The organism is Corallococcus sp. AB038B (genome assembly GCF_003668955.1).
Classification (GTDB): domain Bacteria; phylum Myxococcota; class Myxococcia; order Myxococcales; family Myxococcaceae; genus Corallococcus; species Corallococcus exiguus.
On record NZ_RAWO01000010.1, the window covers coordinates 153,714 to 179,761 of the forward strand.

The 26,048-nt window shown below is 69.6% G+C and carries 21 protein-coding genes; 12 read left to right on the forward strand and 9 right to left on the reverse strand.

What is annotated here, in order from left to right:
• The first annotated feature begins 11 nt into the window (after positions 1 to 11).
• The 3 genes from D7Y04_RS30735 (at position 12) to D7Y04_RS30745 (ending at position 2,789) form a co-directional block, all read left to right on the forward strand.
• A complete protein-coding gene (locus tag D7Y04_RS30735) occupies positions 12 to 1,322 on the forward strand; it encodes an adenylosuccinate synthase (RefSeq protein WP_120598904.1) in 1,311 nt (436 codons plus the stop codon).
• Between the two features lie 56 nt (positions 1,323 to 1,378).
• The gene (locus D7Y04_RS30740; RefSeq protein ID WP_120598905.1) at positions 1,379 to 2,284 is read left to right on the forward strand and encodes a lipopolysaccharide assembly protein LapB; all 906 of its coding nucleotides are present in this window, start codon (positions 1,379 to 1,381) and stop codon (positions 2,282 to 2,284) included.
• Between the two features lie 64 nt (positions 2,285 to 2,348).
• Positions 2,349 to 2,789, forward strand: coding sequence for a PH domain-containing protein (locus D7Y04_RS30745; protein WP_120581395.1), 441 nt, complete (start codon positions 2,349 to 2,351; stop codon positions 2,787 to 2,789).
• 13 nt (positions 2,790 to 2,802) lie between these two features.
• Here the strand turns inward: D7Y04_RS30745 and D7Y04_RS30750 are convergent, their stop codons facing one another.
• Both D7Y04_RS30750 and D7Y04_RS30755 read right to left on the reverse strand, forming a co-directional pair.
• Positions 2,803 to 3,639 (reverse strand): FHA domain-containing protein, encoded by an 837-nt coding sequence (locus D7Y04_RS30750; protein WP_121761683.1) that lies wholly within the window; start codon positions 3,637 to 3,639, stop codon positions 2,803 to 2,805.
• Positions 3,640 to 3,768: 129 nt separating this feature from the next.
• The gene (locus D7Y04_RS30755; protein WP_120581394.1) at positions 3,769 to 4,404 is read right to left on the reverse strand and encodes an outer membrane beta-barrel protein; all 636 of its coding nucleotides are present in this window, start codon (positions 4,402 to 4,404) and stop codon (positions 3,769 to 3,771) included.
• A gap of 186 nt (positions 4,405 to 4,590) precedes the next feature.
• Between D7Y04_RS30755 and D7Y04_RS30760 the strand changes: the two genes are divergently transcribed.
• The gene (locus tag D7Y04_RS30760; RefSeq protein WP_121761597.1) at positions 4,591 to 5,796 is read left to right on the forward strand and encodes a carbohydrate-binding family 9-like protein; all 1,206 of its coding nucleotides are present in this window, start codon (positions 4,591 to 4,593) and stop codon (positions 5,794 to 5,796) included.
• A gap of 9 nt (positions 5,797 to 5,805) precedes the next feature.
• Here the strand turns inward: D7Y04_RS30760 and D7Y04_RS30765 are convergent, their stop codons facing one another.
• Together D7Y04_RS30765 and D7Y04_RS30770 are read right to left on the reverse strand one after the other, a co-directional pair.
• The gene (locus D7Y04_RS30765; protein WP_120566442.1) at positions 5,806 to 6,066 is read right to left on the reverse strand and encodes a hypothetical protein; all 261 of its coding nucleotides are present in this window, start codon (positions 6,064 to 6,066) and stop codon (positions 5,806 to 5,808) included.
• Positions 6,066 to 8,378, reverse strand: coding sequence for a DNA internalization-related competence protein ComEC/Rec2 (locus D7Y04_RS30770; RefSeq protein WP_233601647.1), 2,313 nt, complete (start codon positions 8,376 to 8,378; stop codon positions 6,066 to 6,068). Before D7Y04_RS30770 ends, D7Y04_RS30765 begins: the two co-directional genes overlap by 1 nt.
• 338 nt (positions 8,379 to 8,716) lie before the next feature.
• On the opposite strand from D7Y04_RS30770, the gene D7Y04_RS30775 reads away from it, so the two are divergent.
• Positions 8,717 to 9,211 carry a CarD family transcriptional regulator gene (locus D7Y04_RS30775; protein ID WP_120533482.1) on the forward strand — a complete coding sequence of 165 codons (495 nt, stop codon included), beginning with the start codon at positions 8,717 to 8,719 and terminating at the stop codon, positions 9,209 to 9,211.
• Positions 9,212 to 9,323: 112 nt separating this feature from the next.
• Here the strand turns inward: D7Y04_RS30775 and D7Y04_RS30780 are convergent, their stop codons facing one another.
• Entirely contained in the window at positions 9,324 to 10,916 is a 1,593-nt protein-coding gene (locus D7Y04_RS30780) for an FHA domain-containing protein (RefSeq protein WP_121761599.1), read from the reverse strand.
• 128 nt (positions 10,917 to 11,044) lie between these two features.
• On the opposite strand from D7Y04_RS30780, the gene cysS reads away from it, so the two are divergent.
• From cysS to D7Y04_RS30815, 7 genes are all read left to right on the forward strand, one after another.
• Positions 11,045 to 12,514 carry a cysteine--tRNA ligase gene (gene cysS / locus D7Y04_RS30785; protein WP_121761600.1) on the forward strand — a complete coding sequence of 490 codons (1,470 nt, stop codon included), beginning with the start codon at positions 11,045 to 11,047 and terminating at the stop codon, positions 12,512 to 12,514.
• A 45-nt stretch (positions 12,515 to 12,559) separates the two neighbouring features.
• Complete coding sequence (locus tag D7Y04_RS30790; protein ID WP_121761601.1) at positions 12,560 to 14,245, forward strand: M28 family metallopeptidase; 1,686 nt, start codon at positions 12,560 to 12,562, stop codon at positions 14,243 to 14,245.
• Positions 14,246 to 14,324: 79 nt separating this feature from the next.
• On the forward strand, positions 14,325 to 16,490 hold the full coding sequence (gene uvrB / locus D7Y04_RS30795; protein ID WP_233601648.1) for an excinuclease ABC subunit UvrB: 2,166 nt from the start codon (positions 14,325 to 14,327) through the stop codon (positions 16,488 to 16,490).
• A gap of 11 nt (positions 16,491 to 16,501) precedes the next feature.
• Positions 16,502 to 18,442 carry an excinuclease ABC subunit UvrC gene (gene uvrC, locus D7Y04_RS30800; protein ID WP_120596537.1) on the forward strand — a complete coding sequence of 647 codons (1,941 nt, stop codon included), beginning with the start codon at positions 16,502 to 16,504 and terminating at the stop codon, positions 18,440 to 18,442.
• A 138-nt stretch (positions 18,443 to 18,580) separates the two neighbouring features.
• Positions 18,581 to 19,099: a DUF507 family protein gene (locus tag D7Y04_RS30805; RefSeq protein WP_014398200.1), complete on the forward strand. Its 519-nt coding sequence runs from the start codon at positions 18,581 to 18,583 to the stop codon at positions 19,097 to 19,099.
• A gap of 61 nt (positions 19,100 to 19,160) precedes the next feature.
• A complete protein-coding gene (locus D7Y04_RS30810) occupies positions 19,161 to 20,573 on the forward strand; it encodes a hypothetical protein (protein ID WP_121761603.1) in 1,413 nt (470 codons plus the stop codon).
• Positions 20,574 to 20,737: 164 nt separating this feature from the next.
• Positions 20,738 to 21,088, forward strand: coding sequence for a hypothetical protein (locus D7Y04_RS30815; protein ID WP_120596539.1), 351 nt, complete (start codon positions 20,738 to 20,740; stop codon positions 21,086 to 21,088).
• A 9-nt stretch (positions 21,089 to 21,097) separates the two neighbouring features.
• Here the strand turns inward: D7Y04_RS30815 and D7Y04_RS30820 are convergent, their stop codons facing one another.
• The 4 genes from D7Y04_RS30820 to D7Y04_RS30835 form a co-directional block, all read right to left on the reverse strand.
• Positions 21,098 to 22,429, reverse strand: a complete 1,332-nt coding sequence (locus tag D7Y04_RS30820; RefSeq protein ID WP_121761684.1) for a di-heme oxidoredictase family protein — start codon at positions 22,427 to 22,429, stop codon at positions 21,098 to 21,100.
• A 20-nt stretch (positions 22,430 to 22,449) separates the two neighbouring features.
• Positions 22,450 to 23,529 (reverse strand): imelysin family protein, encoded by a 1,080-nt coding sequence (locus D7Y04_RS30825; RefSeq protein ID WP_121761604.1) that lies wholly within the window; start codon positions 23,527 to 23,529, stop codon positions 22,450 to 22,452.
• A gap of 59 nt (positions 23,530 to 23,588) precedes the next feature.
• Positions 23,589 to 24,881, reverse strand: a complete 1,293-nt coding sequence (locus tag D7Y04_RS30830) for a hypothetical protein (RefSeq protein ID WP_233601649.1) — start codon at positions 24,879 to 24,881, stop codon at positions 23,589 to 23,591.
• Positions 24,882 to 25,057: 176 nt separating this feature from the next.
• Positions 25,058 to 26,038 (reverse strand): DUF3108 domain-containing protein, encoded by a 981-nt coding sequence (locus tag D7Y04_RS30835; protein WP_120596541.1) that lies wholly within the window; start codon positions 26,036 to 26,038, stop codon positions 25,058 to 25,060.
• Between the last annotated feature and the right edge of the window lie 10 nt (positions 26,039 to 26,048).

Consider the following 26,048-nt stretch of genomic DNA (forward strand, 5'->3'; position numbering starts at 1 on the left):
CGGCGGGCACCATGCCGAACGTCGTCGTCATCGGAGCGCAGTGGGGAGATGAGGGGAAGGGCAAGGTCGTCGACCTTCTCACCGAGCATGCCCAGGTGGTCGTCCGTTTCCAGGGCGGCAACAACGCGGGGCACACGCTGGTGGTGGGTGGGCAGAAGACCGTCCTGCACCTGATTCCGTCCGGCATCCTTCACCCGGGCAAGACGTGTGTCATTGGCAACGGAGTGGTGGTGGATCCCGCCGTCCTCGTCGGGGAGATCGACGCGCTCAAGCCGCGCGGCTTCCTCAAGGATGACGCCCAACTGCTCATCTCCGACAACGCCCACGTCATCTTCCCGTGGCACAAGCTGCTGGACAGCTTCCGTGAGAAGGCGCGCGGTGGCAGCGCCATCGGCACCACGGGGCGGGGCATTGGTCCGGCGTACGAGGACAAGGTCGCCCGCCGGGGCATCCGCGTGCGCGACCTGCTCCACCCGGAGCGTCTGCGCCGCCGCATCGACGAGCGCCTGCCGGCCGCGCTGGAGGAGCTGAAGGACCTCTGCGCCCAGGCGGGCGTGGACGTGCCTCGGCTGGAGACGCCGCAGGTGCTGGCGGAGTTCACCGCCCTGGGCGAGCGGCTGCGCCCCTACGTGCACGACGTGTCCCTCTTCCTCTCCGAGCAGGTCCGCCGCGGCGCCCGCATCCTCTTCGAGGGCGCGCAGGGCACGCTGCTGGACGTGGACCACGGCACCTATCCGTTCGTCACCAGCTCCAACTGCGTGGCGGGCAACGCCGCGGTGGGCTCGGGCCTGGGGCCCACGGCCATCGACAAGGTGATGGGCATCAGCAAGGCGTACACCACGCGCGTCGGCGGAGGCCCGTTCCCCACGGAGCTCAGCGACGAGCTGGGAGACCGGCTGCGCAAGGTGGGCGACGAGTTCGGCGCCACCACGGGCCGCCCGCGCCGCTGCGGCTGGCTGGACGGCGTGGTGCTGCGCTACGCGGTGCGCGTCAACGGCCTGTGGGGCCTGGCGCTCACCAAGCTGGACGTGCTCAGCGGCATCAAGACGCTCAGCATCTGCAACGCGTACGAACTGGACGGCCAGCGCGTCACCGAGCTGCCCGGTGACTACGAGGACCTGGCGCGCGTGAAGCCCATCTACGAGTCGCTGCCCGGCTGGGACGAGAAGATCGCCGGCGTGCGCACCTTCGACGAGCTGCCGGAAGCCGCCAAGCGCTACGTGCGCCGCGTGGAAGAGGTCAGCGGCGTGCCCGTGGTGTGTGTCTCCGTGGGCGCCGACCGCGGCGAGACGGTGCTCCTGCAGAACCCCTTCCGCAGCTAGGAAGGACGCAGGCCGCAGTGGTCCTGGCCCGCCGGGGGCCAGGACGGGAGAGGGACATGGTTCGCACGCGCAGGTTCCAGCTCGGGGTCTCGGCGGTGGTGTGGCTCGGCACGTTGGCGGTGCCGGCCTGGGCCCAGGGCCCCAGCGCTCAGCCCCCGGCCCCCCAGGCGAAGTCCGCCGCTCCGGCAGCGCGCGCCCCGGGCCCGGCCACCGACACGCCTCCCGGCGCGGTGGAGTCCCAGCCCCAGCGCACGTCGCAGGCCGTGCTGGCGGCCACGCGGATCCGCGACGGGGACGCGCTGATGCGCGAGCGCCGCTACCGAGAGGCCGCCTTCGCCTTCCTCGACGCGGAGCACGCGGCACCGGATCACGTGGAGGCGCGCTTCAAGCTGGGCAACGCGCTGGCGGTGCTCGGCTACTACGCGCGCGCCATCGAGGAGTGGGAGGCCGCGTCGCGCCTCACCCAGGACGCCGCCATCCGCCAGAGCGCGCAGGACAACATCACCCGCGCGCGCGTGAAGCAGGGCGAACTCGGAGCGTCGCCGCAGGCCGTGGGGCAGGTGCCCGGTTCCGGGCCGGTGGCGGACACGACGCGGGCCCAGGCGCGCCGCGCCTACGAGCAGGGCGTCCAGCACATCAGCCAGCGCGCCTACGCGCCCGCGCTCCAGACGCTGTCGCAGGCCCTTCAGCAGGAGCCGCTCCTGACCGTGGCGTACATCGCGCGGGGCAGCGCCAACATCGGGCTGCGGCGCTACGCGGAGGCCGCGGCGGACTACCAGTTCGCGCTGAAGCTGGAGCCGGACGCGGCCTCGCCGCTGTACGGACTCGCGGAGGCGTACCGGGCGCTGGGCCGCAACCTGGAGGCCCGCGACCTCTACGAGCGCTACGCGCGCTCCACCGCCGCCGACGTGCGACCCGAGCTGAAAGAGGAGTCCCGCCAGAAGGCCGAGCGCCTGCGCTGACCGCTCGTCTGGTGAGCAGACGGGCATGGTCCGAGGGACTGTCCGGCCCACTATTTTAAAGGGCATGGACGGACGCGCTCGGACGGTGGAGGGGAAGCAGCAGCAGCAGGTCTTTCGCCCGCGCAGGGTGCTCGCCGCCGTGATGGCGGCGGCAGGCCTGTTATGGCTGGGCATCTTCGCCTGGCTGTTCCACTTCGACGGCGTGCCGCTACAGACGTTCCTGTCCGCGGCCTTCTTCGTCGTCTTCTTCGGGGTGGCCGTCACCTACTACGGCCGCACCCGCATTGAAGTGGACGCCCGGGGCATCACCTGCCGGGGCATGGTGCGCACCCGGCGCTTCTCCTTCAGGGACATCCGCAAGCTGGACGTCCTCCCCGGGCCGGTGACGGTCTACGCCATTCGGGGCAGCCAGGGCTTCGTGCACTTCACCAGCTTCTTCCTTCACCACCGGTACCTGGCCCGGCTCCTGGTGGAGCGCGCGGGCCTCTCGCCCCTGCCTGCGTAGGGCGCGCGCACTTTCAGCCTGTCGCCGCCACCAGGGAGGTGACGAGCAGAGCACCCAGGGCCAGCGCGACGGCCCCGGCGATGATCCATCCCTCCAGGCGCCGTGGCCCTCCTTCGGGAGGCCGCGGCGTTCCTGTGTCCGAGGGTCCCTCCACGACGGCGACCGGCCGGGGCACGGGCCGTGCTTCCCCTGAGGCCTCGTCAAACGCCGCCTGGAAGCGGAGCAGCGAGCGCCCCAGCTCCACGACGTCCCCGTCCGCCAGGCGCGCGGAGGCCTCCAGCCGCACGCCGTTGAGGAACACGCCGTTGGGCGTCCCCAGGTCCTCCAGCAAGAAGCCCGAGTCCTCGCGGCGGATCCGCGCGTGCATCCGCGACACGGCCCGGTCGCGCAGCCGCAGGGCCGCGCCGTCGCCCCGGCCGATGTCCGTGCACGCCTCCGCGAGCGCGTGACAGCGGCCCACGTCCAGTCCGGTGAGGCAGGTGAGGGAGGCGGCGCGCGACGGCGGGGTGTCCGCGTCCGTCAGCAGGCCCTTGAGCACCGCGACGGTGCCCACGCCGCGCCCGGGGGCGCTCGGCTCGGCGAGCACGCGCAGGCACATGCCGTCCGGAAGGCCCAGCACCTCGCCGGGCACCACCAGACGCGACACGCCGGGCAGCACGCGCACCGCGTTCACGGTGAAGCTGCGCACCGCCTCCACCATGAGCCGCCCGGAGCCGATGCGCAGGGTCAACAGCCCCGGAGGAAGGCCCTCCAGGTGGACATGGTCGTCGGGACCGCCGCCCAGGAGGTGGTGGCCCTCGGTCAGCTCGAACGGGGTGGGGGTGCCCAGGTGCTCGAATTCGAAGCGCATGCGGACGCCCGGCAGCAAGCGTCACGCCTGCCACCGGACGTCGCATTTTCGCGAGGTTGCCCCCAGGCCCCATCCAGCCCCGGCCCCCCATGTCCGGAGGCCGGGACGGCGGCGGGCCATCGCTTCTGTCTAGAAGGTGGCACCCAGGTTGATGGTGCCCACGTAGCGGCCGCCGCTGCTGAACGTCTCGTCGCCGCCCAGGTTCACGTCGGACGGCGGCACGGTGAGCGCGAACTCCTGGTCGAACAGGAAGTTGTAGTTCACGCGCGCGTCCGCGGTGAAGCTGCCGATGTGCAGGCGCAGGCCCGCGCCCACCGGCACGTTGCCCACCGTGTCGTCCTGGAAGCCCAGGGCGGCGGAGCGCACGTTGTAGCGGCTCAGGCCCACACCGCCCATGACGTACGGCTGGAGCGGCGTGGCCGTCAGGCCCAGCGTCACCGCTGCCTGCGCGCCGTTGCGCACGATGTCCGGTCCGCTGGTGTCCGTCGTCAGCACGCGGCTGTCGTTGAAGTTGCTGATGGCGCCCGTGTAGCCCAGCTCGATGCCCAGCACGTTCGTCGGCTTGATGGCCACCGTCACGCCGTAGGCCAGGCCTGGATCAATCTGGTCTCGCAGGCCGCTGGTGTAGCCCTCCACACCGCCGCCCACGAGGAACGTCAGGCCGCGCATGTCCGCCGACCTGCGCAGCTCCGTCGAAGCCGCCTGTGCGGAACCCGCCGCCAACACCGCCACCGCCGCCGCGCCAGCCAACAATCCCTTGCTCATGTGGTCCCCTCCCTGTGTTGGACCGAAAAGTGGGGTGGACTTTCGTCCATGCCAACCGGGTCTCGGGGGCCCGCAGGCTCGGCCGCCCTCCCTTGCGGACGGGTTGCCCATGCATGGGAAGCGCGCTGCCCCACCCGAGGAAGAACGCTTCCAGGAGGGCAGGGAAGGGTAGACTCCGCGCCTTCGATGCGCCTCCGCTCCCTTGCCCTCGTCCCGTTGCTGTCCTCCGTCCTGTTCGTGGGTGGCGCCTGCCGCGATGAACAGGCGGGCCCCGCCCACCGCACGCCCAAGCTGCCCGCGCCCACGACGTTGCGGACGCTCGACGCGGCTCCGGAGGGGCTCACCTTCCGCAGCGGCGCCACCTTCGCCGGAGGCTCTGTCGTCTACCTGGGCGCGCGCGTGACGCCGGAGCAGGCTCCGCCGGGGCAGCCGGTGCGCATCGCGCACTACTTCCAGGCCGTGCGCCCGCCGCCCCAGGGCTTCCACTTCTTCGTGCATGTGGTGGATCCGGAGAGCGGCCAGATGCTGGCCAACGCGGATCACGAGTTCCAGGACGGCGCCGCGCCGCTGGAGACCTGGCCCGTGGGCCGGGTGTTGGAGGACGTGCACACCGTCGCCATGCCCGCCACGCCCGCACGCCTCGCGTTGGGCTTCTGGAAGGGCGACGAGCGGCTCGCGGTGGATGATCCGCGCATGCAGTCGGGTGACAACCGGATGCGTGGCCCGCTCCTGGGCGGCGAGCCCCCCGCGCTGCCGGAGTACGCCGTCACGCGCGTGAAGAAGGCGCCGGTGGTCGACGGGGCGCTGGACGACGAGGCCTGGAAGAGCGCGAAGCCGGTGACGCTCGCAGGCAGCTTCGACGGCCGGCCCGTGCGGCTGCGCACCCAGGCGCGCATGGTCTACGACGACGCGAACCTGTACGTGGCCTTCGACGTGGAGGACCCGGACATCTGGGGCACGATGCGCAACCGCGACGACTCCATCTACGAGCAGGAGGTCGTGGAGGTGTTCCTCGACGCCAACGCGGATGGGCGCACGTACAACGAGCTGCAGGTGTCTCCGCACAACGTCATCTTCGACGCGTACTTCCCCGCGCGGCGCCAGGGCATGGACCGCTCGTGGGACTCAGGCATGAGGACGGCGGTGAAGGTGCGCGGCACGCTGGACGACGCGTCCGACCGCGACGAGGGCTGGACGGTGGAGATGGCCATCCCGTTCAACCGGCTCGCGGAGGTGCCGCACATTCCGCCCCAGCCGGGCGAGCGCTGGCGCTTCAACCTCTACCGGTTGGAGCACCACGACCGCCGGCAGGTGGAAGGCCAGTCCTTCTCCCCGCTCTTCATCGGAGACTTCCACGCGCTGCCGCGCTTCGGGTGGCTCGTCTTCCAGTAGGCCGGCGCGTCAGGCGTGGGGCGAGATGTCCCACGGAGCATCCGCCACGGAGCGTTCCGCCGGGTCGCCCAGGAAGCGCACGAAGCCTCGGGACTCCAGCGTGTCGACGAGCTCCTCGGCCTCCAATTCGGAGAACCGGTTGTCCCTCATGTCGAGCAGCATGTCGCGCATGAGGGACTTGCCGCGCAGGTAGCCCACGGGCTCGCCAGGGCCCAGGCGGGCCTTGAGTTGCGCGGTGAGCTGCCGGAGATCCAGGTCGTCGGAGATCATCACCGTTCAAGCTGGGCCTGCCCCCCACTCCCGGCAACGGGGGGCGAAGCGGAATCCACGCGTGGCAGGAAGGACACCAGCCGGACGTCCTCGCCGTCGCTCTCCAGGGTGATGGCCCCATCGCGGTCGGTGCGCCAGCACTCGGTGCCCAGGGCCCGGTAGCGCGCCTCCACCTCCGGATGGGGGAACCCGTAGCGGTTGCGCCGGCCCACGCAGAACACCGCGTGACGCGGCCGGGTGCGCTCCAGGAGCGGCGCGGTGGATGACGTGCGTGAACCGTGGTGCGGCACCTTCAACACCGTCACCGGCCCCAGCGCCTCCTCGAGCGCGGCCTCGCCCTCCGCCTCCACGTCGCCCGCCAGCAGCACGGTGACGTCGCCATGGCGCACGCGCAGCACCACGCTCCGGTCGTTCGCGCCCTCCATCAGCTCGCGGTCCACGGGAGGCCCCAGCACCTCCAGCGTCGCCTCGCCCAGAACGAACGCGGGATGCCCCACTTCCACCTCCTCCACCGTGGCTCCCTTCGCGGCGGAGATGATCCGCCGGGACAGCGGCCCGTCCGCGCTCCCCGCGGACAGCCACAGGCGTTCGGTGGGTACCTGGGCCAGCGTCGACACGAGCCCGAGCGCATGGTCCGGATGCGGATGGGAAAGCACCGCGAGATCCAACCGTGACACGCCCTCGGCCTTGAGGAAGGGCAGGACGAACCGCTCCCCGGTATCCGCGCCCTCCGGAACGCCACCCGCATCCACCAACGCATGGTGTCCCCGGGAGCGCAGCACCACCGCGTCCCCCTGGCCCACGGAGAGGAAGGTGATCCGCAGCGCGGGCTCCGGAGTGAGCACGGGCAGCAGCAGTGCACCCAGCACGGCCCCCGGAACGAGCAGGCCCAGCCATCGCCAGCGCCCCGAACCCAGGGCCCAGGCGCCCAGCCCCGCCGCGTACGCCCCGCCAAGCCATGGCCCCAGGCCCGGCACCTCCACCGCCGCGAAGGGCACGGCCGCGAAGACGCGCGTCAGCACGAGGAGGAGCTCCGACGCCCAGGCGCCTGACCACAGCACCGGCGTCGCCATGACCGGCGCCACGACGAAGAGGGCCGCGCCGCCCGCCGCGAGCCCGGTAAGCAGTCCGCACAGGGGCAGGGCTACGATGTTGGACACGAGCCCCGCCAGGCTCACCCGGCCAAACGCCGCCGCCACCACGGGCAGCCCCACGAGCGTCGCCGCGCCGCTCGCGCACAACGTCTGCGCCACGGTCTCCCGCGCCTGGGCGGCCCACCGCTTCAGCCGCCGGGGCTCGGAAGGAGACGGCCGGTCCAGGGGAAGGGCCTCGCGCAGCGCGGGCGACAGCAGCACCAGCCCCAGCACCGCGAGAAATGACAGCCGGAGTGACAGGTCCACGACGCTGGAAGGTGCCCAGGCGACGAGCACCAGCGCCGCCAGCGACAAGCCATTCAGCCCATCCGCGCGCCGCCACAGCGACAGGCCCAGCAGCACCGCCGTGGCCATCACCGCCGAGCGCACCGCGGGCGCCTGGTTCCCCGTGAAGAGCACATAGGCCCAGACGAAGGGCACCGCCGCCGGAGCCGCCCACCGCCGTGCCTCCAGCGTCCTCCAGCGCCCACCCAGCCGCACCATCCCCAGCCTGAGCAGCGCGAGCGTCATCAGCGCGAGCGCCGCCACGTGCAGCCCGCTGACGCTGAGCACATGCGCGAGCCCTGCCCGCGAGAACGCGTCCTCCCAGGAGGCATCCAGGTCCGCGCGCTGCCCGGCGGCCAACGTGAGGAAAAGCGCCGCCGCGTCCGCCGAGGGCGCGACCCCATGCACCGCCGTCGTCAGCCGCCCGCGCACGTCCTCCAGCGCGAGTCGCCACGAGGGGGCAGGGGAGAGCGCCAGCACGCGCCCCGGAACGAAGCCGCCCGTGAAGGCCACGCCCTGCCGCCGCCGCGCCGACGAGAAGTCCCGCTCGCCCGGATTCGAAGGAGGCGCATCCGGCACGAGCTTCGCTTCCACCCGCACGCGCTGCCCGGGGTGCAATTCCAGACCCTCACCCCGTCCGGAAAGGCTGACGCGGAAGCGGGCGGCGGCCGGAAGCTCCGAAATCAGCCCTGCGCGGGCCACAGTGAGCCGCAGCCTCACGGCGCCATCGAAGCGCTCCACGCGCTCCAATTCGCCCTCAAGGACCGCGCTGCCGCCTTCATTCAGGGAAGGAGGGATGTCGACCCGGGCCTCCAGGGCGGAAAGCCCCGCGCCCGTCAGGGCCAGCGCGCCGAGCACCGCCAGATGCGCGCCAGGCAAGGGGCCGAGCGCCACGCCCAACCCACCCAGGCAAAGCGCGCAGAGGAGAAATACCCCGGCGAAGCTCTCTGTTCCGGTTGCCCAGAGGGCGCCGAGCAAGAGGCTCAGCGCTGGAAAGAACAACGGACGCGTACCCAGGTCACGCCACGAAAAACGAACCAACACCCACCCCCACCCACCGCCCCGTCCGTCTCGTGGCGCTCACACACCGAGCGACACCGCACACAAAACCGGACACCGTAGTGTGGCTGTCATCGGGTGGTCAAGGCGATTTCGTTGCCCGTGGATGTAGTTTGTGGTAGTAGTGGCGGGCGTGAAGGCCGGGGTCGAAGCTTTCTCCAAGGAGGCAGTTAGTGCAGACCAGCTTCAAGACTGGTGACAAGGCGGTTTATCCGGGCCAGGGCGTCGGTGAGGTGATGGGCATCGAGCACACCGAGGTCGCCGGGCAGCGCCAGTCGTTCTACGTGCTGCGCATCCTGGAGAACGGGATGCGGATCATGATCCCGATCAACAAGGTCGGATCGGTCGGTCTCCGGGAAATCATCAGCGAAGAGGACGTCAAGCAGGTCTATTCCATCCTCCGCGAGAAGGACATCTCCGTCGACTCCACCACGTGGAATCGCCGGTACCGCGAGTACATGGAGAAGATCAAGACGGGCTCCGTCTTCGAAATCGCCGAGGTGCTCCGCGACCTCTACCTGCTCAAGGGCGACAAGGACCTGTCGTTCGGCGAGCGCAAGATGCTGGACACGGCGCGCTCCCTGCTGATCAAGGAGCTGTCGCTGGCCAAGGACTGCACCGAGGAAGAGGTCGAGTCCGACCTGAAGAAGATCTTCAACCTCGCCTGAGTCCCCGCGTAGCGCGAAGGCCCCAGTGGCCGTCGCGTTCGCACCCCGCGCCCCGGGTTCCCTCGATGGAATCCGGGGCGTCGTGTTTCCGGAGCCCGGCGGGACTGCTCAATCAAGGCGCCTGCGTCTCGAGCGCCGCGAGCTGTGCCCGGGCCTCGGCGTTCTCCGCGTCGTGTTGGAGGGCGGCGGTGAAGGCCGCTCGGGCGTCGTCGAAGCGCTGGGCGCGAACGGCCTCCTGGCCTGTGCGCACGTACAGCCCGACGAGCTGGCGGCGGAGGCTGTTTCCCTGGCGGCTCCAGCCCTGGGACAATTCCTTGTCCGCCCGCACTGCGGCGCTGAGCGCATCGAGTGCCCGGGGACGGTCCTTCTGCTCGAGGGCGGTCCGGGCCGCGGCGTTGGCGGTCTGGAAGCGGGTGAGCTGTTGCACCAGGGGCGTGAGGTTCGCGCGCTTCGCCTGGGCCAGCGCCCCGGCGACGTCGCCATTTTCATAGCGAGCGAGGATGTCCGCGCGCTTGCTCTCGTCCGAGGGCCCTGACGGCTCGATCGAAGGAAGCGCCTTCCGCCCGGACGCGGAAGTGACCTGGCCCGCGCTCGAAGAGAGCGTATGGGGTTCGCTCGCCTTCGCAGGTCCAGAGCCTTTCGCGACCTCCTGGGCGCTCGGAGCCGTGTCCCTCGTCATCGCACCGGTGCCTGGATGCAGGCCGCGAGCGATGTCCGAGGCACTTGGAGTCACCTGTCCCGCCTGGGCCCTCCGCGCGATGTCCGAAGCGCTGACGACCTTCGCGGCTCCCGGAGTCCCGTGATTCGGCCCCTTCGCGGGCGCCTCCCCACCAACGCTGGTGGCCTGCTTCGCGGGCGCCGCTGCCTTGGTCTCCTGGGCCTCCTTCGCGGGCGCCGCCGCCCCGGTCTCCTGGGCTTCCTTCGCGGGCGCCGCTGGAGGTCCAGGGGCCCTGGCGGGCGTACCTTCCGCCGGTGCCTGCGCGGGACTCCGGTCCGCTGTACGCATGGCCACCACGCTGATCAACGCCGCGACCGCGGAGCCCACGACCGCCGCGGCCACCGCCACGGCGACCCCGTTCAGCCGGCGCTTCGCCATGCGAGGCAGCAGCGGATCCAGCGACGTCCGGCTCATCGTTGGCCCGGCCCCTGAGCCGCGCAGCCGCAAGGTCGCGTTGCCCAGACTCAGCTCGTCCCCGGGCTTGATCTCCACCTCGCCCTTGATGCGCAGGCGGTTGACGAAGGTGCCGTTCTGGCTGCCCAGGTCGCGCACCATGAAGACATTGCCCCGCCGGGTCAGCTGGGCATGGCGCCGGCTGATGGACGCATGCTGGAGCCGCAGGTCCGACGTGGAGGACCGCCCCAGCGTGATGGAGCCCTGGCGCAGGGGCACGAGCTGCCCGGCACCTGGCCCTCGCTCCACGTACACGAACGCGGGCGTCAGGCCCGGATCCGAGTACTCCTTCGCCCAGTCATACCGGGGAGACAGCTCGCGGTCGGACCGGGCGCGCTCGCCCGGGCCCCGCCGCTTCGCCTTCCGGGGGCCTGCCGGATACTGGGGCACGCGCTGCGGGCGAGGGTCATCCGCCTGAAGGGGGGCCACCTCGTCGTCGTCGAACGGGAGCTCCTCCGACGGGTCATCCGACGACGCCTGCTGCCCTGGAGGGCGGGGAGGGCGCGGCGGACGCTTCGGATTCGGCGGAGCCATGCGGCGATTCTCCCTATCCGACGCTTCCAACGCCAAGTGCTGGCCTGTGTGGGACCCGGGATCCTAGAGTGTGTATCGCGTTGCGCAAGTGCCGCGCCCGCCCTGTTCCCAAAGGAGGACCCTCCACCGTGGCCCCCCCATCCATCCGGCTCTTCAACACGATGTCCATGCAGAAGGAGCCGCTGGAGCCGCTCGTGCCCGGCGAAGTGAAGGTCTACGTCTGTGGGCCTACGGTCTACAGCTACATCCATATCGGGAACGCGCGCACCTTCACGTCCTTCGACGTGGTGGTCCGTTACCTGCGCTACCGGGGCTTCAAGGTGACGTACGTGCGCAACTACACGGACGTCGACGACAAGATCATCAAGGCCGCGCACGAGACGGGTGAGGCTCCCGTGGACCTGGCCTCGCGCTTCGTGGAGGCCTTCCGCGAGGACGCCCGCGCGCTGCACCTGCGTGAACCGGACGTGTCCCCGCGCGTGAGCGAGACCATCCCGGAGATTGTCTCCATCATCCAGACGCTCGTGGACAAGGACTACGCCTACGAGGCGAAGGGCGACGTGTACTTCGCCGTCGACAAGGACGAGGACTACGCGAAGCTGTCCAAGCGCCACCTGGACGACCTGTGCCAGGGCGAGCGCGTGCATCCCGGCGACCTCAAGCGCCAGCCTTTGGACTTCGCGCTGTGGAAGACGGCGAAGCCCGGTGAGCCGTCGTGGGACAGCCCCTGGGGCAAGGGCCGTCCGGGCTGGCACATCGAGTGCTCCGCGATGAGCGAGAAGTTCCTGGGCCGCACCTTCGACATCCACGGCGGGGCGTTGGACCTCATCTTCCCCCACCACGAGAACGAGATCGCCCAGAGCGAGTCCGCCACCGGCCAGACGATGGCGAAGTACTGGATGCACTGCGGCTTCCTGGACCTGGAAGGCGCGAAGATGTCCAAGTCGCTGGGCAACGTGGTGCGCCTGCGCGACGCGCTCGCCAAGGTGGACGCGGAGGCCCTGCGCTTCTTCTTCCTCTCCACGCACTACCGCCACCCGCTCAACTTCGGGGAGAAGGCGCTCCAGGACGCGGAAGGGCGCATGGAGTACTTCTACGAAACGCTGCGCAAGGTGGACGAGCGCGTGGCGGGCAAGGACTTCGGCAAGGGCCCGCTGCACGGCGACCCCGCGCGCTTCCTCACGGAGTTCGAGTCCGCCATGGACGACGACTTCAACACCGCGAGCGCGCTGGGCGCGCTGTCCGGGCTCTTCGGCTTCATGAACGAGCTGACCGACAAGCCGCCCGTGAAGGACAAGCCGCTGGTGGGCCGCACGCTCCAGGCGCTGCGCGAGCAGGTGCGCGAGACGTCCCGCGTCCTGGGCGTCTTCGAGGACGACCCGGGTGAGTGGCTCCTGCGCCGTCGCGACCGCGCGGTGCGTGAGCGTGGCATCGACGTGGCGGAGGTGGAGCGGCTGCTCTCCGAGCGGACCGCCGCGCGCGCCGCGAAGGACTTCGCGAAGGCGGACGAGGTGCGAGGCGCCCTCAAGACCCTGGGCGTGGACATCATGGATACGCCTGCCGGCACCTCCTGGAAGGTGGCGGCGCCCGCCTCCTGAAAACCCGCTGGGGGGCGCCCGTGCGGCCATGCTACGCACGGGCGCATGAGGCTCCTCCCCGCGCTGTTCGTCTCGCTGTGCTCTCTGGGCTCGGTGCCCGTCCTGGCGGCGGGCGCGCCCTCTGTCACGCCGCAGGAGAAGACGGCCGAACAGGCCATCACCGCGGACCTCCTGCGCGCGCACGTGCGCTTCCTCGCGAGCGACCTGCTGGAAGGCCGGGGCCCCGGCACGCGCGGCGACGCGCTGGCGCAGGAGTACATCGCCACGCAGTTCGAGGGCCTGGGCCTCAAGCCGGGCGCGGAGGACGGCAGCTACCTCCAGCGCTTCGACCTGATGGGCATCCACAGCCGCCCGGGCCCCATGACCTTCCAGGCGAAGGAGGGCCGCGTGGAGCTCCAGCCGCGCGAGGACTTCATCGCCGTGTCCGGCGTGCAGGCCCCGGAGGCGAAGCTGGACGCGTCCGAGTTGGTGTTCGTGGGCTACGGCATCGTCGCGCCGGAGTACCAGTGGGACGACTTCAAGGGCGCGGACCTGAAGGGCAAGACGCTGGTCATCCTCAACAATGATCCGGAGGACGACCCGCGCCTTTTCGGCGGCAAGGCACGCCTCTGGTACGGCCGCTGGGACTACAAATACGAGCAGGCGGCGAAGACGGGCGCGGCGGGCGCCATCATCATCCACACCACGCCGAGCGCCGGCTATCCGTGGCAGGTGGTGCGCACGTCGTGGACCGGCGAGCAGTTCGAACTGCCCGCGGGCGACGCGCCCCGCCTCCAGGTGAAGGCGTGGACGACCGAGGACGCCACGAAGCAGGTGATGAAGCTCGCGGGGCAGGACCTGGACGCGCTGCGCGCCTCCGCCCAGAAGCGCGACTTCCGCCCGGTGCCGCTGGGCGTGAAGGTGTCCCTGGGCCTCACCAACGAGGTGCGCCGCCGGCCCACCGCGAACGTGCTGGGCCTGCTCCCCGGCAGCGACCCCACGCTGGCGAAGGAGGTGGTGCTCTACAGCGCGCACCATGATCACCTGGGCAAGAAGGACGACGGCAAGCCCGGCGAGGACGTCATCTACAACGGTGCCCTGGACAACGCGGCGGGCGTGGCCTCGATGCTGTCCGTGGCCCGCGCCTTCACCTCGCTGCCCACGCCGCCGCGCCGCTCCATCCTCTTCGCCGCGGTGGCCGCGGAGGAGTACGGCCTGCTGGGCTCCGCGTACCTCGCGGCGCATCCGCCAATGCCCCCGGGCCGCATCGCCGCGAACATCAACGTGGACGGTGGCAACGTGCTGGGCCGCACGCGCGACATCACCGTCATCGGCCTGGGCAAGTCGTCCCTGGACACCTTCGTCACCGCGATGGCGAAGACGCAGGGCCGCACGGTGAAGGCGGATCAGCTCTCCGACCGTGGGTTCTTCTACCGCTCGGATCAATTCAACTTCGCGCGGCAGGGCATTCCCGCCGCCTACTTCGGCAGCGGCATGGACTTCATTGGCCGGCCAGAAGGGTGGGGCAAGGCGCAGCGCGGCCAGTGGGAGGCGAAGCACTACCATCAGCCCTCCGACGAGGTCCGCCCGGAGTGGGACCTGTCCGGCGCCGTGGAGGACACCCGGCTGTTCTTCCTCGTGGGCGCCCAGGTGGCGAAGGCCCCGCTAATGCCCGTGTGGAACAAGGGGGACGAGTTCGAGGCCGCTCGCCTGAAGTCCCTGGAGGCACTGAAGGCCCCGGCCGTGAAGTAGGCGGGCGCCCCGTCCTTTGTCGGACGGACGTGCACGAAGGTTCAGTACACAAGCAGCGGGGATGTTAGATCTGTCCCCTATGCCGGAGTTCGAACTCGTCAGTGAGCACAAGCCAGAAGGCGACCAGCCCAGGGCCATCGGGGAGTTGACCGAGGGCCTCCTTCGCGGCGACCGCTACCAGACCCTCCTGGGCGTCACCGGCTCGGGAAAGACGTTCACGATGGCGAACCTCATCGCCAACGTGCAGCGGCCCGCGCTGGTCATCGCGCACAACAAGACGCTGGCGGCGCAGCTGTACGGCGAGTTCAAGTCGCTCTTCCCCAGCAACGCCGTCGAGTACTTCGTCTCGTACTACGACTACTACCAGCCCGAGGCCTACGTCCCGTCGACGGACACCTTCATCGAGAAGGACTCGTCCATCAACGACAACATCGAACGGATGCGCCACTCGGCGACGCACAGCCTGCGCACCCGCAGCGACGTCATCATCGTGGCCAGCGTGTCCTGCATCTACGGCCTGGGCGCCGCGCGCAGCTACGTGGACCTGGCCATCCGCGCCAGCGTAGGCGAGGACATGGGCCGCGACGGCTTCATGCGCAAGCTGGTGGAGGCCCAGTACGAGCGCAACGACCTGGACTTCCACCGCGGCACCTTCCGCGCCCGCGGCGACACCGTGGAGGTGTTCCCCGCCTACGAGGAAGAGCGCGCCGTGCGCGTCAGCTTCTTTGGCGATGAGGTGGAGCGCATCACCGAGTTCGACCCGCTGCGCGGCCAGACGCTGGGCCAGTTGGAGAAGATCGTCATCTTCCCCGCCAGCCACTACGTCGCGGGCCCGGAAGCGCGGCAGAACGCCATGCGCACCATCCGCGACGAGCTTTCCGAACAGCTCCAGAAGTTCAAGGCGGAGGGCAAGCTGCTGGAGGCGCAGCGGCTGGAGCAGCGCACCATGTTCGACCTGGAGATGATTGAACAGGTCGGCTACTGCAACGGCATCGAGAACTACTCGCGCCACTTCACCGGGCGCGCGCCGGGTGAATCGGCTCCGTGCCTCATCGACTACTTCCCGCGCGACCTGCTGGTGCTCATCGACGAGAGCCACCAGACGGTGTCCCAGATTGGCGCCATGTACCGAGGCGACCGCGCCCGCAAGGAGACGCTGGTCAACTTCGGTTTCCGCATGCCCAGTGCGCTGGACAACCGGCCGCTGAAGTTCGTCGAGTTCGAGGAGATGGTCCCCCAGGCCGTCTTCGTCTCCGCGACCCCCGCCGAGTACGAGCTGCAGAAGTCCAAGGGCGTGGTGGTGGAGCAGATCATCCGCCCCACCGGCCTCACCGACCCGGAGGTGGAGACGCGCCCCGCCGGCAACCAGGTGGACGACCTGCTGGAAGAGGTCCGCGTGCGCGTGTCGCGCAAGGAGCGCGTGCTGGTGACGACGCTCACCAAGCGCATGGCGGAGGACCTCACCGAGTACTACAGCGACGTGGGCGTGAAGGTCCGCTACCTGCACTCGGACATCGACGCCATCCAGCGCATGGCCATCATCCGCGACCTGCGCCGGGGTGAGTTCGACGTGCTCGTGGGCATCAACCTGCTGCGTGAGGGCCTGGACATCCCGGAGGTGTCGCTCGTGGCCATCCTGGACGCCGACAAGGAAGGCTTCCTGCGCAGCCACGTGTCGCTCATCCAGACCATTGGCCGTGCGGCGCGCAACGTGAACGGGCGCGTCATCATGTATTCGGATCAGATGACCGACTCCATGAAGCGCGCCATGGATGAAACGACGCGCCGCCGCGACATCCAGCGCGCGTACAACCTGGAGCACGGCATCACGCCGCGGTCCGTGAAGAGCAACATCACCGACTTCACGGCGAACATCCCGGACTACGACGCGGGCGCGGGCGCGCTGCCCATGGCGGCGGAAGGGGAGAACGACCTCCTGGAGCCCAAGGAGATCCAGCGCCTCATCAAGGAGTTCAGCGCCGACATGCTCAAGGCCGCGGACGAGATGCAGTTCGAGAAGGCCGCCGAGTTCCGCGACCGCGTCCAGCTGCTCAAGGACATGGACCTGGGCCTGAAGCCCGCCTCGCGTTCGCTCTTGCGCGCGCCGCCCAAGGCGGTGGACCAGCCCGGCACCACGCCCAAGAAGGGGCGCGGACGCGGCCGTCCGTCCCCGTCGGGTAGCGGTTCTTCTGGCGCGTCTGGGGCGTCCAAGCCCTCGGCCCGTTCGCGGTCACGCAAGAACTAGCGAGGCCCGCCATGGACATCCGGCTGCAGGAAAAGCTGGACGCGCTGCCCACCGAGCCCGGCGTGTACCTGATGAAGGACAAGCGCGGGACCATCATCTACGTGGGCAAGGCCATCAACCTGCGCAGCCGCGTGCGCAGCTACTTCAACCGCTCCGGAGACACCCGCGTCTTCGTGTCCCTGCTGGACACGATGCTGGGCGACCTGGAGACGGTGCTCGTCCACAACGAGAAGGAGGCGCTGCTTCTTGAAAACGAGCTGATCAAGAAGCACAAGCCGCGCTTCAACGTCCTGCTCAAGGACGACAAGCAGTTCATCTCCCTGCGCCTGGACCGCACCCAGTCGTTCCCCCGGCTGGAGGTGGTGCGCAAGTACGAGAAGGACGGCGCGCGCTACTTCGGCCCGTATTCCAGCGCGGGCGCCATCCGCGAAACGCTGCGCCTCATCAACCGCTTCTTCCGCCTGCGCACCTGCACGGACCACGTGCTCGCCAACCGCAAGCGGCCGTGCCTGCTGCATCAAATCGGACGGTGTCCGGCCCCGTGCGTCTATCCGGTGCCACCGGAGGACTACCGCAAGAGCGTGGACGAGGTGGCCATGTTCCTGGAAGGCAAGGCGGGGGAGCTCATCGAAGGGCTGCGCGCGCGGATGAAGCGCGCGTCCATGGAGCTGAAGTTCGAGGAGGCCGCGCGGGTGCGTGACCAGTTGCTCGCCATCGAGCGCAGCCTGGAGCGCCAGAAGGTGGCCACCACGGACTTCAAGGACCAGGACGTGTTCGCCCTGTTCCGCGAGGGCGACCGCATCCTGTTCTACGTGCTGCACGTGCGTCAGGGCCGGCTCAACGGCGGTCAGGCCTTCCCCTTTGGCAGCCAGGAGTTCCCGGACGACGAGCTGCTCGCCTCGTTCGTGAACCTCTACTACGACCAGGGCGGCTTCGTGCCCGAGGAGATCCTGCTGCCCCTGGAGCCCGGTGACGGCACCGACGGCCTGGAGGCCCTGCTCACGGAGCGCAAGGGCGAGCGCGTGCGCGTCTTCGTCCCCAAGCGCGGGGAGAAGCATGAGCTGGTGAACATGGCGGTGAAGAACGCGGAGCAGGCGTTCGTGGAGAGAAAGCGCACCAAGGACGAAACGGACACGGTCCTGTCCCGCCTCCAGTCCAAGCTGGGCCTGCGCAACTTCCCGCGTCGCATGGAGTGCTTCGACATCTCCCACTTCCAGAGTTCTTCCATCGTGGCCTCACAGGTGGCCGTGACGGATGGGGAGACGGACAAGTCGCGCTACCGCAAATACAAGATCAAATCGGTGGAGAAGCAGGACGACTTCGCCAGCATGTACGAGGTCATCACCCGCCGGCTCAAGCGCGGCCTGGAGGACAACGAACTGCCGGACCTGCTCGTCATCGACGGTGGCAAGGGTCAGCTCGCCAGCGCGCACGCGGCCATGAAGGACCTGGGCGTTGAGGGCGTGGACGTGGTGGGCCTGGCCAAGAGCCGCGATCAAGAAGTTTTTGACCGCGACGCGGAGAGCGCCAAGAGCCCCGAGCGCGTCTTCGTCCTGGGTCGCAAGGATCCCATCGTCCTGCCGCAGAATTCAGCGGAAATGTTCATGCTGACGCGCATGCGGGACGAAGCCCACCGCTTCGCCATCACCTTCCAGGGCAAATCCATGCGCAAGAGTTCCTTGCGTTCCGCGCTGGAGGACATTCCGGGCGTGGGGGAAGGCCGGCGGAAGATGTTGCTGCGCCACTTCGGTTCTCTCAAGCGGGTGGGCGAGGCCAGCATCGAGGAGCTGACCGAGGTCGTGGGCCCGGCGATGGCCGAGCGCGTCCACGCGGGTCTGCATGGCGACCCCGAGGACGACACCGAGGACCCGGTGCGCGAGGCGTCCCTGGATGACGCTTCCGAACCCGTGCACGAAAAAGCGGATGGAGGGTCGCCACCCGGTGCGGCATGATTAAGTTCCGCTTCGGACGCCGGGGGGACTGGCCGCTGGAACCCGCGACGTTCCTAGGGTTTTTCATTGCGACCATGCTCGGCGCTGATTTATAGCGGTTGAAGATCCGAGCACGTTTGAAGAGGACGAGGGACCGACATGAGGCTGTATCCGAAGGTGATCCCGATCATCTCGCGCGAGGCCATTCAGCAGCTCATGCAGGACGGGGACATCGAGGTGGAGCCGATGCGCGTGGCCGACGCCGAGATGGATCTCTCCGCCATCATGCGCGAGTACCTCGCCAACGAAGAGCGTGTGAACCAGGCGACGCGCGAGGCCCTGGAGCGTCGGGGATATGACTACTCCAAGTTCAACCAGGTGAAGCGCGAGATGGCGGACGTGCGCGGCTTCAAGATGGGGGACGAGGGCATCGAGTACGTCATCAACCAGATGATTGAGTTCCTCCTCATCAGCCGGAACGTCGAGGAGGTCTACTCCCCCGACAACGTGCTGCGTCAGAAGATGTTCCAGGGCATGAAGAAGCACCTGGACGTCGACGACGAGATCGACCGGGAGGCCCGCTCGCGGCTGAAGCACCTGCAGGAAGGTACGAGCGCCTTCGACATCGAGTACAACAAGACGGTCGAGCAGATCCGCCGCGCCCGCGGTCTGATTTAGTTCCGGGGCGTGCCACGGCCCGCTCCGCTGCCTACCTTCAAGTTCAAGGGAGGCAGCGTCGATGGCGGGTTCAATCACGAGCATCTTGCTGTCCGGTGTCCTGGCGGCGGCGCCAGGGAGCGACGGGTTCACGTTCGAGGGCCGGGAGGCCAGCGCGAGGACCGAGCGGCCGGACGGTTACTTCTTCGAAGGTCCCCTACCGTTCAACGACTTGACCGAGCGGGGCACGGGGCAGGCCTCGTTCTCCGTGCGGGATCGGGTCGGCATGCCGAACGCGACCTTCGGGGACAAGGCGCAGCTCTCCGCGAGCCTGCGCGTGGGCGGCACCGAGTACCGCGTGGAGCTGACGCAGACGGGCTTCCCGCCGGTGCAGTCGATGTCGCCGGTGCCCGCCGGGCCGCTCCCCCCTCCGCCGCCGCACCTCATCGAGGGCGGGGTGCTGATGGGCACGCCCATCTACGGCGAAACAGGCATTGGCTGGCGCGCCACGACGCGCGCGCACGCGGCGATGGCCGTCTGGGGCATTGGCAGCGTGTGGCGCAACGGGACGCTGCTGACGGACTCGGCGCTGGTGCACGCGGCGGCGTTGGACGCGGGCACGTTCTCGGATGACGACACGACGCGGCTGTTGCGCGAAGCACGGCCGGGGGACACAGAGGTGGTGGTGGTGGTGTGGAACCTGCCGCCGCAGGCGGAGCCGCGCGGGTTCATCCAGTTCCTGTTCGACAACGTGTCCATCGAAGTGGAGGGGACGCGGGTGCCATCGCTGGCGGTGGTGCCCACGACGGGGGAGTTGCCCTCGTCGCTCGCGACGCTGACGCCGGTGGCGCCCACGGCGTTCCCGGCGGCGGTGGCGCCCATGTCCCCGCCACGCTTCGCGCAGGGCACGGGCGGCAGCGGGACGACGGGCGTCGCGACCACGGCGGGGCCGGGGACCGGCGCGGTGATTCCGGAGGTGGGCGCGGCGGGGACGACGACGGTCATCCTGCCTTCGGCACCCGCGCTGCCTTCGGAGGCGCCTTCGACGTACAGCGGTTCGTTCGCGCCCTCGGCGCCCACCAATCCGCCCTCCGTGGTGTCGGGAGTTACGCCGGGCTCCGCGGCCCCAGTGGGGCAGGGGACGTTCACCACGCCGCCGACGGTGGCGGGCGTGTCCGTGGGGGGCTTCACCGCGCCGCAGATGTCCGCGCCGGACTTCAACAACTTCGTGGGCACCAGCCAGGTGAGCCCGGGCATCCTCGCCACGGTGCCGCCGCTGTCGCAGTCCGCCACCACGCCGGCGTCGCCCATCCTGGGGACGCCCGCGCCGCTCAACACTGGAACGCCCGGGCCTCTCCTGGGGACACCCGCGCCGCTCAATTCCTCGCCGAGCATCGCGTTGCCGGCCACTCCGTCCCCGGCCAACGCCGCGCCCGCCACGGCTCCCGCGGCGGCCCCGGCACCGGCGGGTGGTGCCGCGGGGCCCGCGCCCTGAGGGAGTGTCGCGACGCCGCCGCGACCTGCCCGCCCGATGCGATGAAAACCTGTCCTACAGTCGGACAGGTTCGCGAGCCGCGCCTCTGACGGGGCGGCGTTTCGCACTGGCGGGCAGGGGGTGGGAAAATTGACCGGTCGCTACGGACCTGTAGCGTCCTGAGCATGCCCCCTCCCGTCGCAGCCCTCGCCACCCCCGCGATGTTGCGCCGTTCCGACCCCGTTCGCGGGGCCGTGGAGCGCCTGGCCCGGACGCTGCCCGTGCGCGAGGACGCCACCGTCCTCTTGGACTTCGTGGAGGACGACCTCCGCGAGGGCCTGGATGCCCTGGGTGACGTGCAGGCGCACTTCTACGACCTGCTCCTGGCCCTCCACCGCGAGACGCTCACGCCGGTCGCCTTGATGAACGCGGGCGAGAACCTGCACGTGCTCCAGCGCCTGGAGGACCTGAACGAGGTGGTGACGCAGCTGCGCCGCCGCCTGTCCCAGGCCGCCGGGATGATCCGCAACGGCTGAGGCCGGGCGCTACATCGACTGGAGGAAGCGCACCAGCGCGTCCCGGTCGCTGGCGGACAGGTTGCGGAACCCCTCCCGCGCCCGCTCCGCCTCACCGCCGTGCCACAGCACGGCCTCTTCCAACGTCCGGGCCCGCCCGTCGTGCAGGTAGCCCGAGTACGGAAGAATCGTCTGCGTCAGTCCCAGGCCCCACAGGGGCGCGGTGCGCCACTCGGTGCCGGTGGCGTCCCCATCCGGCCGCCCGTCCGCCAGGTCCGCGCCCATGTCGTGCAGCAGCAGGTCCGTGTACGGGTGGATGCGCTGATGCGACAGCTCCGCCACCGGGTACTCCCCGGTCTCCAGCGTGTCGCGGTGGCACTTCACGCAGCCCAGGTCCTTGAACTTCGTCTCGCCGCGCTTCACCGTCGCGTTGTCCAGCGCCGTGCGCGCCGGCACCCCGAGCGACTGCGCGTAGAACACCGCTGAGTCCAGCGTCTTCATGGGCAGCTCGAAGCCGCCGCTCGCGTCCGGGAAGAGCGGATTCGTAATCCCCATGTCGTTGAAGTAGGCCTCCGCTGACTGCTGCCGCAGGTTGGGGCTGTTCGCCTTCCACCCGAAGCGCCCCGGCACCAGCGCGAGCGCCTGCACGTCCCACACGGTGTTCAGTCGGCCGGAAATCCCGTCGCCGTTCGCATCCGTGGGGTCCTCCAGCGCCCGCAGCGTGGCCAGGTCCACCGCTTCCAGCAGCCCCAGGCCCACCACCGGCGGCGGCAGGCGCAGCGACGTGAGCATGCCCGCGGGCGGAGACGACCCGTCCGGCATCACGATGGTGATGCGCGGCGAGCGCAGGCCATACGCCGTCCCGTCCGCGTACTTCCCCGCGCGCTCCTCCCACGCGAGCGTCACGGTGGCCTCCGGCGACGCGCCGTAGACGGCCTGGTCTTGAATCTGGAGCCCCAGCCCGGGCACCGGCACCGCGCCGTTCGGGTGCTCTGGCGTGCCGTCCGGAAGGCTCACGCGCACCAGCAATTGCGTGCGCGTCGGTCCGCTCCCCATCACCGGCATGCCCCGCCCGTTGCGCAGGTGACAGCCATTGCAGGAGGCATTGTTGTACGCGGGCCCCAACCCCGGGTTCACAGGGGCGGGGCCGGGCACGAAGACGGCCGCGAAGGCGGCGTCGCCCTCGCGGTGAAGCGCTTCATGCTCCGTGGTGAGGTTGGGGGCGGGCTGCGCGAACGCTCGCGACGTGCGGTCGTCGATGGTCGTGTCGCCCCCCGCGCGCGGCGAAGCCCCCGGGGCTTCGGCTTCCGTGCCGCAGCCCGCGAGCCACAGCAGCATTCCGAGTCCCAGAGTCCGTCGCATCGCGTCCCCCCGCTCCCACATCAGGGAAGGATGACAGCCTTCACGTCCACCTGGAAGGTGTCGTGCAGCTTGCGGATGGCGGCCTGCGCACCCTCGATTTCATCCGCGGAGGCCGGGTCCTTGATGGACACCGGGAACGGCTCCGGCACCTTGCCCAGCGCTGCGATGGCCGCCGCGATCTCCGCCTTCACTCGCGTGTCCAGCGCCGCGTCGCGCTCCTTCACCACGTCCGACATGGACAGGCCCTTCTGCGCGGCCTCCGGGCGGTGGCCCAGGTAGACGTTCTCCACGCTGCGCATGTTGTTGGTGAAGTCAGACAGCGAGTTGAGCGCGAACTGGCTCTCCACCAGGTTCGCGTCCTTCGCGTCGTACGGGTCGGCGATCTTCCCGTTGGCCACCTCGTCCAGGATGACCAGGATGCCGCCCAGCATCTCCTGCGCGCCCGCCTCCACCGTGGGGTACGCCGTGTTGCCAGAATCACCCGCGGTGGCCAGCGTGTCGCGGTACGGCGCCTGGCCGTTCACGCCGGTCGCCCAGGACGACGCCAGGTTGCTGGACACCGTCTTCAGCTCCGCCGTCAGCGCGAGCAGGTACTCGAACTGGCGCGCGTTGAACTCCTCCGGCTTCTTCACCTGGCCCTCGCCGAAGAGCAGGTACTCCGTCGTGTGGAAGCCCTTCTGCGTCTCCGCCAGGTTGCTCACGTACTGCTGGGACAGCGTGTCGTTGTTGCCGAGCACCGCGTCCAGGTCCGTGCGGTTCACCGGCCAGCTGTCCATCGCCGGGTCCCACCCGTTGCTGTCCACCGGCCCGAACAGGAAGGACTCGCTCTGCTCCCACGGCACGCGCGCGGCGAACCACGCGTCCTGTGCCGCCTTCAACGTCGTCGCGCTGGGGGCGTTCTTCAGCGCCTGCGACGCCGCGTCCAACTCAATCATGCGCGTGGCGAGCAGGTTGTACGTGGGCACCACCACGTTGTCGGCGAAGTTCACGACGAGCTGCTGATCCAACGACTCCAGGTTGGTGTCGTCGTCATCGCCACAGGCGCCCAGCAGGAGCGCTCCGCCCACGAGCAGGGAGAGTTTCAGGGAACGGGAGGACATGGGGTGTACCTTCAATGCCTTTCTTTGCGACAGCGGTTGAGACAGTCGGGGATGGCGAATCAGTAGACGAAGCCCGTCGACATCCGGAGCGCGTTCTCAGGCCGGAAGACGGAGCTGCCCATGCGCCGCTGGCTGAAGTCGAGCTTCAGCACGGCGAGCCCCGCGAGCGTGTAGCTGGTGCCCACCGTGTAGACGGTGCGCTCGAAGCGGGGGTTGTCGAACAGCTCAGCGCGGGGCTTGAACTGCGAATCCATGTAGTCGATGCGGACGTAGGGCTCCAGCCGGTGGTTCCCGTCCAGCCCCAGCCAGGGCGCGATGTCGTAACCCAGCTCGCCCCACGCGGAGAGCGCGTTGTCGGACACCGGCGTGCGCAGCACGTTGAGCAGGTTGGACAGACGCGCGTTGCGCGCGGAAACCGCCGCGGCGTTGCCCAGGTGGCCGAACATCACCATCGCCTGCCCGCGCCACCGGTTGCGGTTCACCGACAGGTGCGCGTCCGCGACGAACAGGGGCGCGCTGATGTAGCCGCACGGCGCCACCATGTTGGGGTTCGCGTCGTCGCACTGCTTCACCAGGTCCGGCTTGGGCCGGTTGCGCGTGGTGCCGCCGTAGTACGCGGACACGCCGAAGTTGAAGCCCTCGAAGCGCCGCACGTCCACGCGCAGCACCCCCGCCAGGTCCGTCGCGCGCACCAGTTCGAAGCGCTGCTGCAGGCCTGTGGCCACCCACGTATTCGAATTGAAGCCCGTGGAGTCCAGCCCGTTCACCACCTGCCCGGTGAGCCGCACGCCCCAGGGCGTGTCCCAGCGCAGCTGCATCCCCATGTCGTTCCACGTGTTGGGGATGATGCGCGTCTCCGCCTCGGAGCGGATGGTGCCCAGGTAGGACGTGGGCAGGTAGTGGGAGAAGAGCGTGCCCACCGCGACGTAGAAGCGGCCCACGGACAATTCCACGTCCCGGCCCAGCTTCTTCGTCAGGTACAGCTCCTCCACCAGCGCTTCACCGGCCTTCTCCACGTCGGTGTCGAACTCACCGAACTCCTCGTACTCCAGCTCCATCGCCGCGCCCGCGCCGCCGTGCTCGAACTCCACCTCGAACTCGGCCTCGAGCCCGTACTCCGGCAGCCCTGCCTCCAGCTCCAGCACCAGGCGCGTCGTGTCGAACACGAGCCGCGAGTCCTTCTGCGAGCCGTTGGCCCGGTTCTGGTTCTCGCCATAGTTGAAGTACGCGAACTGGAGGTCCGCGTACGCGTTCACGGACAGGTCCAGCTTCGGCTTGCTGCCTACCGTCAGGACGCGGTCCTTCTCGTTCTCACCGACGCGTCCTTCGTCGGCGCGGGCCGAGGAGGGCATCAGGAACAGGGGGACGCACAGCAAACTCAGGAGGGGGTTCAAATGGTGGGGGCGCATCGAGCGGCGCGCACCCTACGCTCGGCTTTTTGACTTTGCAAACCACTCTCAACTTAGAGGCAATGAAAAGCCCGCGCTCCCAGCGGGAGGCGGGCCTGGGGCGGGGTCTCAACCCCGCGTCACCACTTGAGATCTTCCTTGCCCTGCGCCTCCATGGGTTTTTCACCGGGGCGCTTCACGCCGGACAGCGTCAGACGCACCGCGCCCAGGTCGATGGCGCCCACGGCGGCCAGCGGGAGGCGGCGGTCGTCGTCGGAAATCCACACGTGGATGTCGCGCGTCTGCGACGGCCGGTCGATGCGCACGGCGGTGCCGGCCAGGTGCCAGGCGTCGAACTCGCCCAGGGGCAGCGACACGTGCTCGCGCTCCACCACGGTGGCCGTCATGCGCCACATGCGGCGGATGCCGTACACGTCGAAGCACACCGGCAGGTCCTTCTTCAGGGGCAGCTGGCGGATGAGGTAGATGGCGCCCGCGACGTCCAGGCCGTCCTTGTCGTAGGCGTAGTCGTAGTGGCCCTTGGGGCGGTCCCCAAACTGGTAGTCCACCTTGACGCTCTTGTCCTGCGCGCTGAAGTCCACGTTCACCTTGCGGCGCTGCTCGTTCTCCACGGCCTCCTCGGTGTAGCGCGAGGGGCGCAGCGTCTTGGGGTGCAGGTAGCTGGTCGCGCTGCCGCGCACCCGGCGCACCTTGGAGAACAGCGTGTTCGTCTGAGCCTCCACCAACACCGGCAGCGAGCCGTTGGCGGGGCGCTGCACGCGCATGGTGAGCTTGCCCGCCTTCGCCCCCATGGCGTCCATGTCGAACTCGAGCAGCTCCCCCGGCTTGAAGGCCAGCGGCGAGCGCAGCACGGGCAGGCCCTGCTCACAGGGCTTCACCGCGACCACGGGCTCGTCCGGGGCCGGGGTGGAGGACGCGTCGCCGGTGTTCTCCGCGTTCGCCGCGGGCTTCGCCGGGTCGGAGGGGTCCGGCACCGTCGGGAGCCTGGAGGGACTCAGGATGTTGATGGGACGGGGCTGGGCCTCCTGGGCCTGTCCCGGGATGGCGCCAAGGGCGCTGAAGGCGAGGCAGGCCGCGACGAGGGTGCGCATGGGCTTCATTCTGCTTCCT

Excerpts from the sequence above, each read along its gene's own strand:
- D7Y04_RS30735 (WP_120598904.1), top strand. The coding sequence starts at position 12 with ATGCCGAACGTCGTCGTCATCGGAGCGCAGTGGGGAGATGAGGGGAAG.
- D7Y04_RS30740 (WP_120598905.1), top strand. The coding sequence starts at position 1,379 with ATGGTTCGCACGCGCAGGTTCCAGCTCGGGGTCTCGGCGGTGGTGTGG.
- D7Y04_RS30745 (WP_120581395.1), top strand. The coding sequence starts at position 2,349 with ATGGACGGACGCGCTCGGACGGTGGAGGGGAAGCAGCAGCAGCAGGTC.
- D7Y04_RS30750 (WP_121761683.1), bottom strand. The coding sequence starts at position 3,639 with ATGCGCTTCGAATTCGAGCACCTGGGCACCCCCACCCCGTTCGAGCTG.
- D7Y04_RS30755 (WP_120581394.1), bottom strand. The coding sequence starts at position 4,404 with ATGAGCAAGGGATTGTTGGCTGGCGCGGCGGCGGTGGCGGTGTTGGCG.
- D7Y04_RS30760 (WP_121761597.1), top strand. The coding sequence starts at position 4,591 with ATGCGCCTCCGCTCCCTTGCCCTCGTCCCGTTGCTGTCCTCCGTCCTG.
- D7Y04_RS30765 (WP_120566442.1), bottom strand. The coding sequence starts at position 6,066 with ATGATCTCCGACGACCTGGATCTCCGGCAGCTCACCGCGCAACTCAAG.
- D7Y04_RS30780 (WP_121761599.1), bottom strand. The coding sequence starts at position 10,916 with ATGGCTCCGCCGAATCCGAAGCGTCCGCCGCGCCCTCCCCGCCCTCCA.
- D7Y04_RS30790 (WP_121761601.1), top strand. The coding sequence starts at position 12,560 with ATGAGGCTCCTCCCCGCGCTGTTCGTCTCGCTGTGCTCTCTGGGCTCG.
- uvrB (WP_233601648.1), top strand. The coding sequence starts at position 14,325 with ATGCCGGAGTTCGAACTCGTCAGTGAGCACAAGCCAGAAGGCGACCAG.
- uvrC (WP_120596537.1), top strand. The coding sequence starts at position 16,502 with ATGGACATCCGGCTGCAGGAAAAGCTGGACGCGCTGCCCACCGAGCCC.
- D7Y04_RS30805 (WP_014398200.1), top strand. The coding sequence starts at position 18,581 with ATGAGGCTGTATCCGAAGGTGATCCCGATCATCTCGCGCGAGGCCATT.
- D7Y04_RS30810 (WP_121761603.1), top strand. The coding sequence starts at position 19,161 with ATGGCGGGTTCAATCACGAGCATCTTGCTGTCCGGTGTCCTGGCGGCG.
- D7Y04_RS30815 (WP_120596539.1), top strand. The coding sequence starts at position 20,738 with ATGCCCCCTCCCGTCGCAGCCCTCGCCACCCCCGCGATGTTGCGCCGT.
- D7Y04_RS30820 (WP_121761684.1), bottom strand. The coding sequence starts at position 22,429 with ATGCGACGGACTCTGGGACTCGGAATGCTGCTGTGGCTCGCGGGCTGC.
- D7Y04_RS30825 (WP_121761604.1), bottom strand. The coding sequence starts at position 23,529 with ATGTCCTCCCGTTCCCTGAAACTCTCCCTGCTCGTGGGCGGAGCGCTC.
- D7Y04_RS30830 (WP_233601649.1), bottom strand. The coding sequence starts at position 24,881 with ATGCCCTCCTCGGCCCGCGCCGACGAAGGACGCGTCGGTGAGAACGAG.
- D7Y04_RS30835 (WP_120596541.1), bottom strand. The coding sequence starts at position 26,038 with ATGAAGCCCATGCGCACCCTCGTCGCGGCCTGCCTCGCCTTCAGCGCC.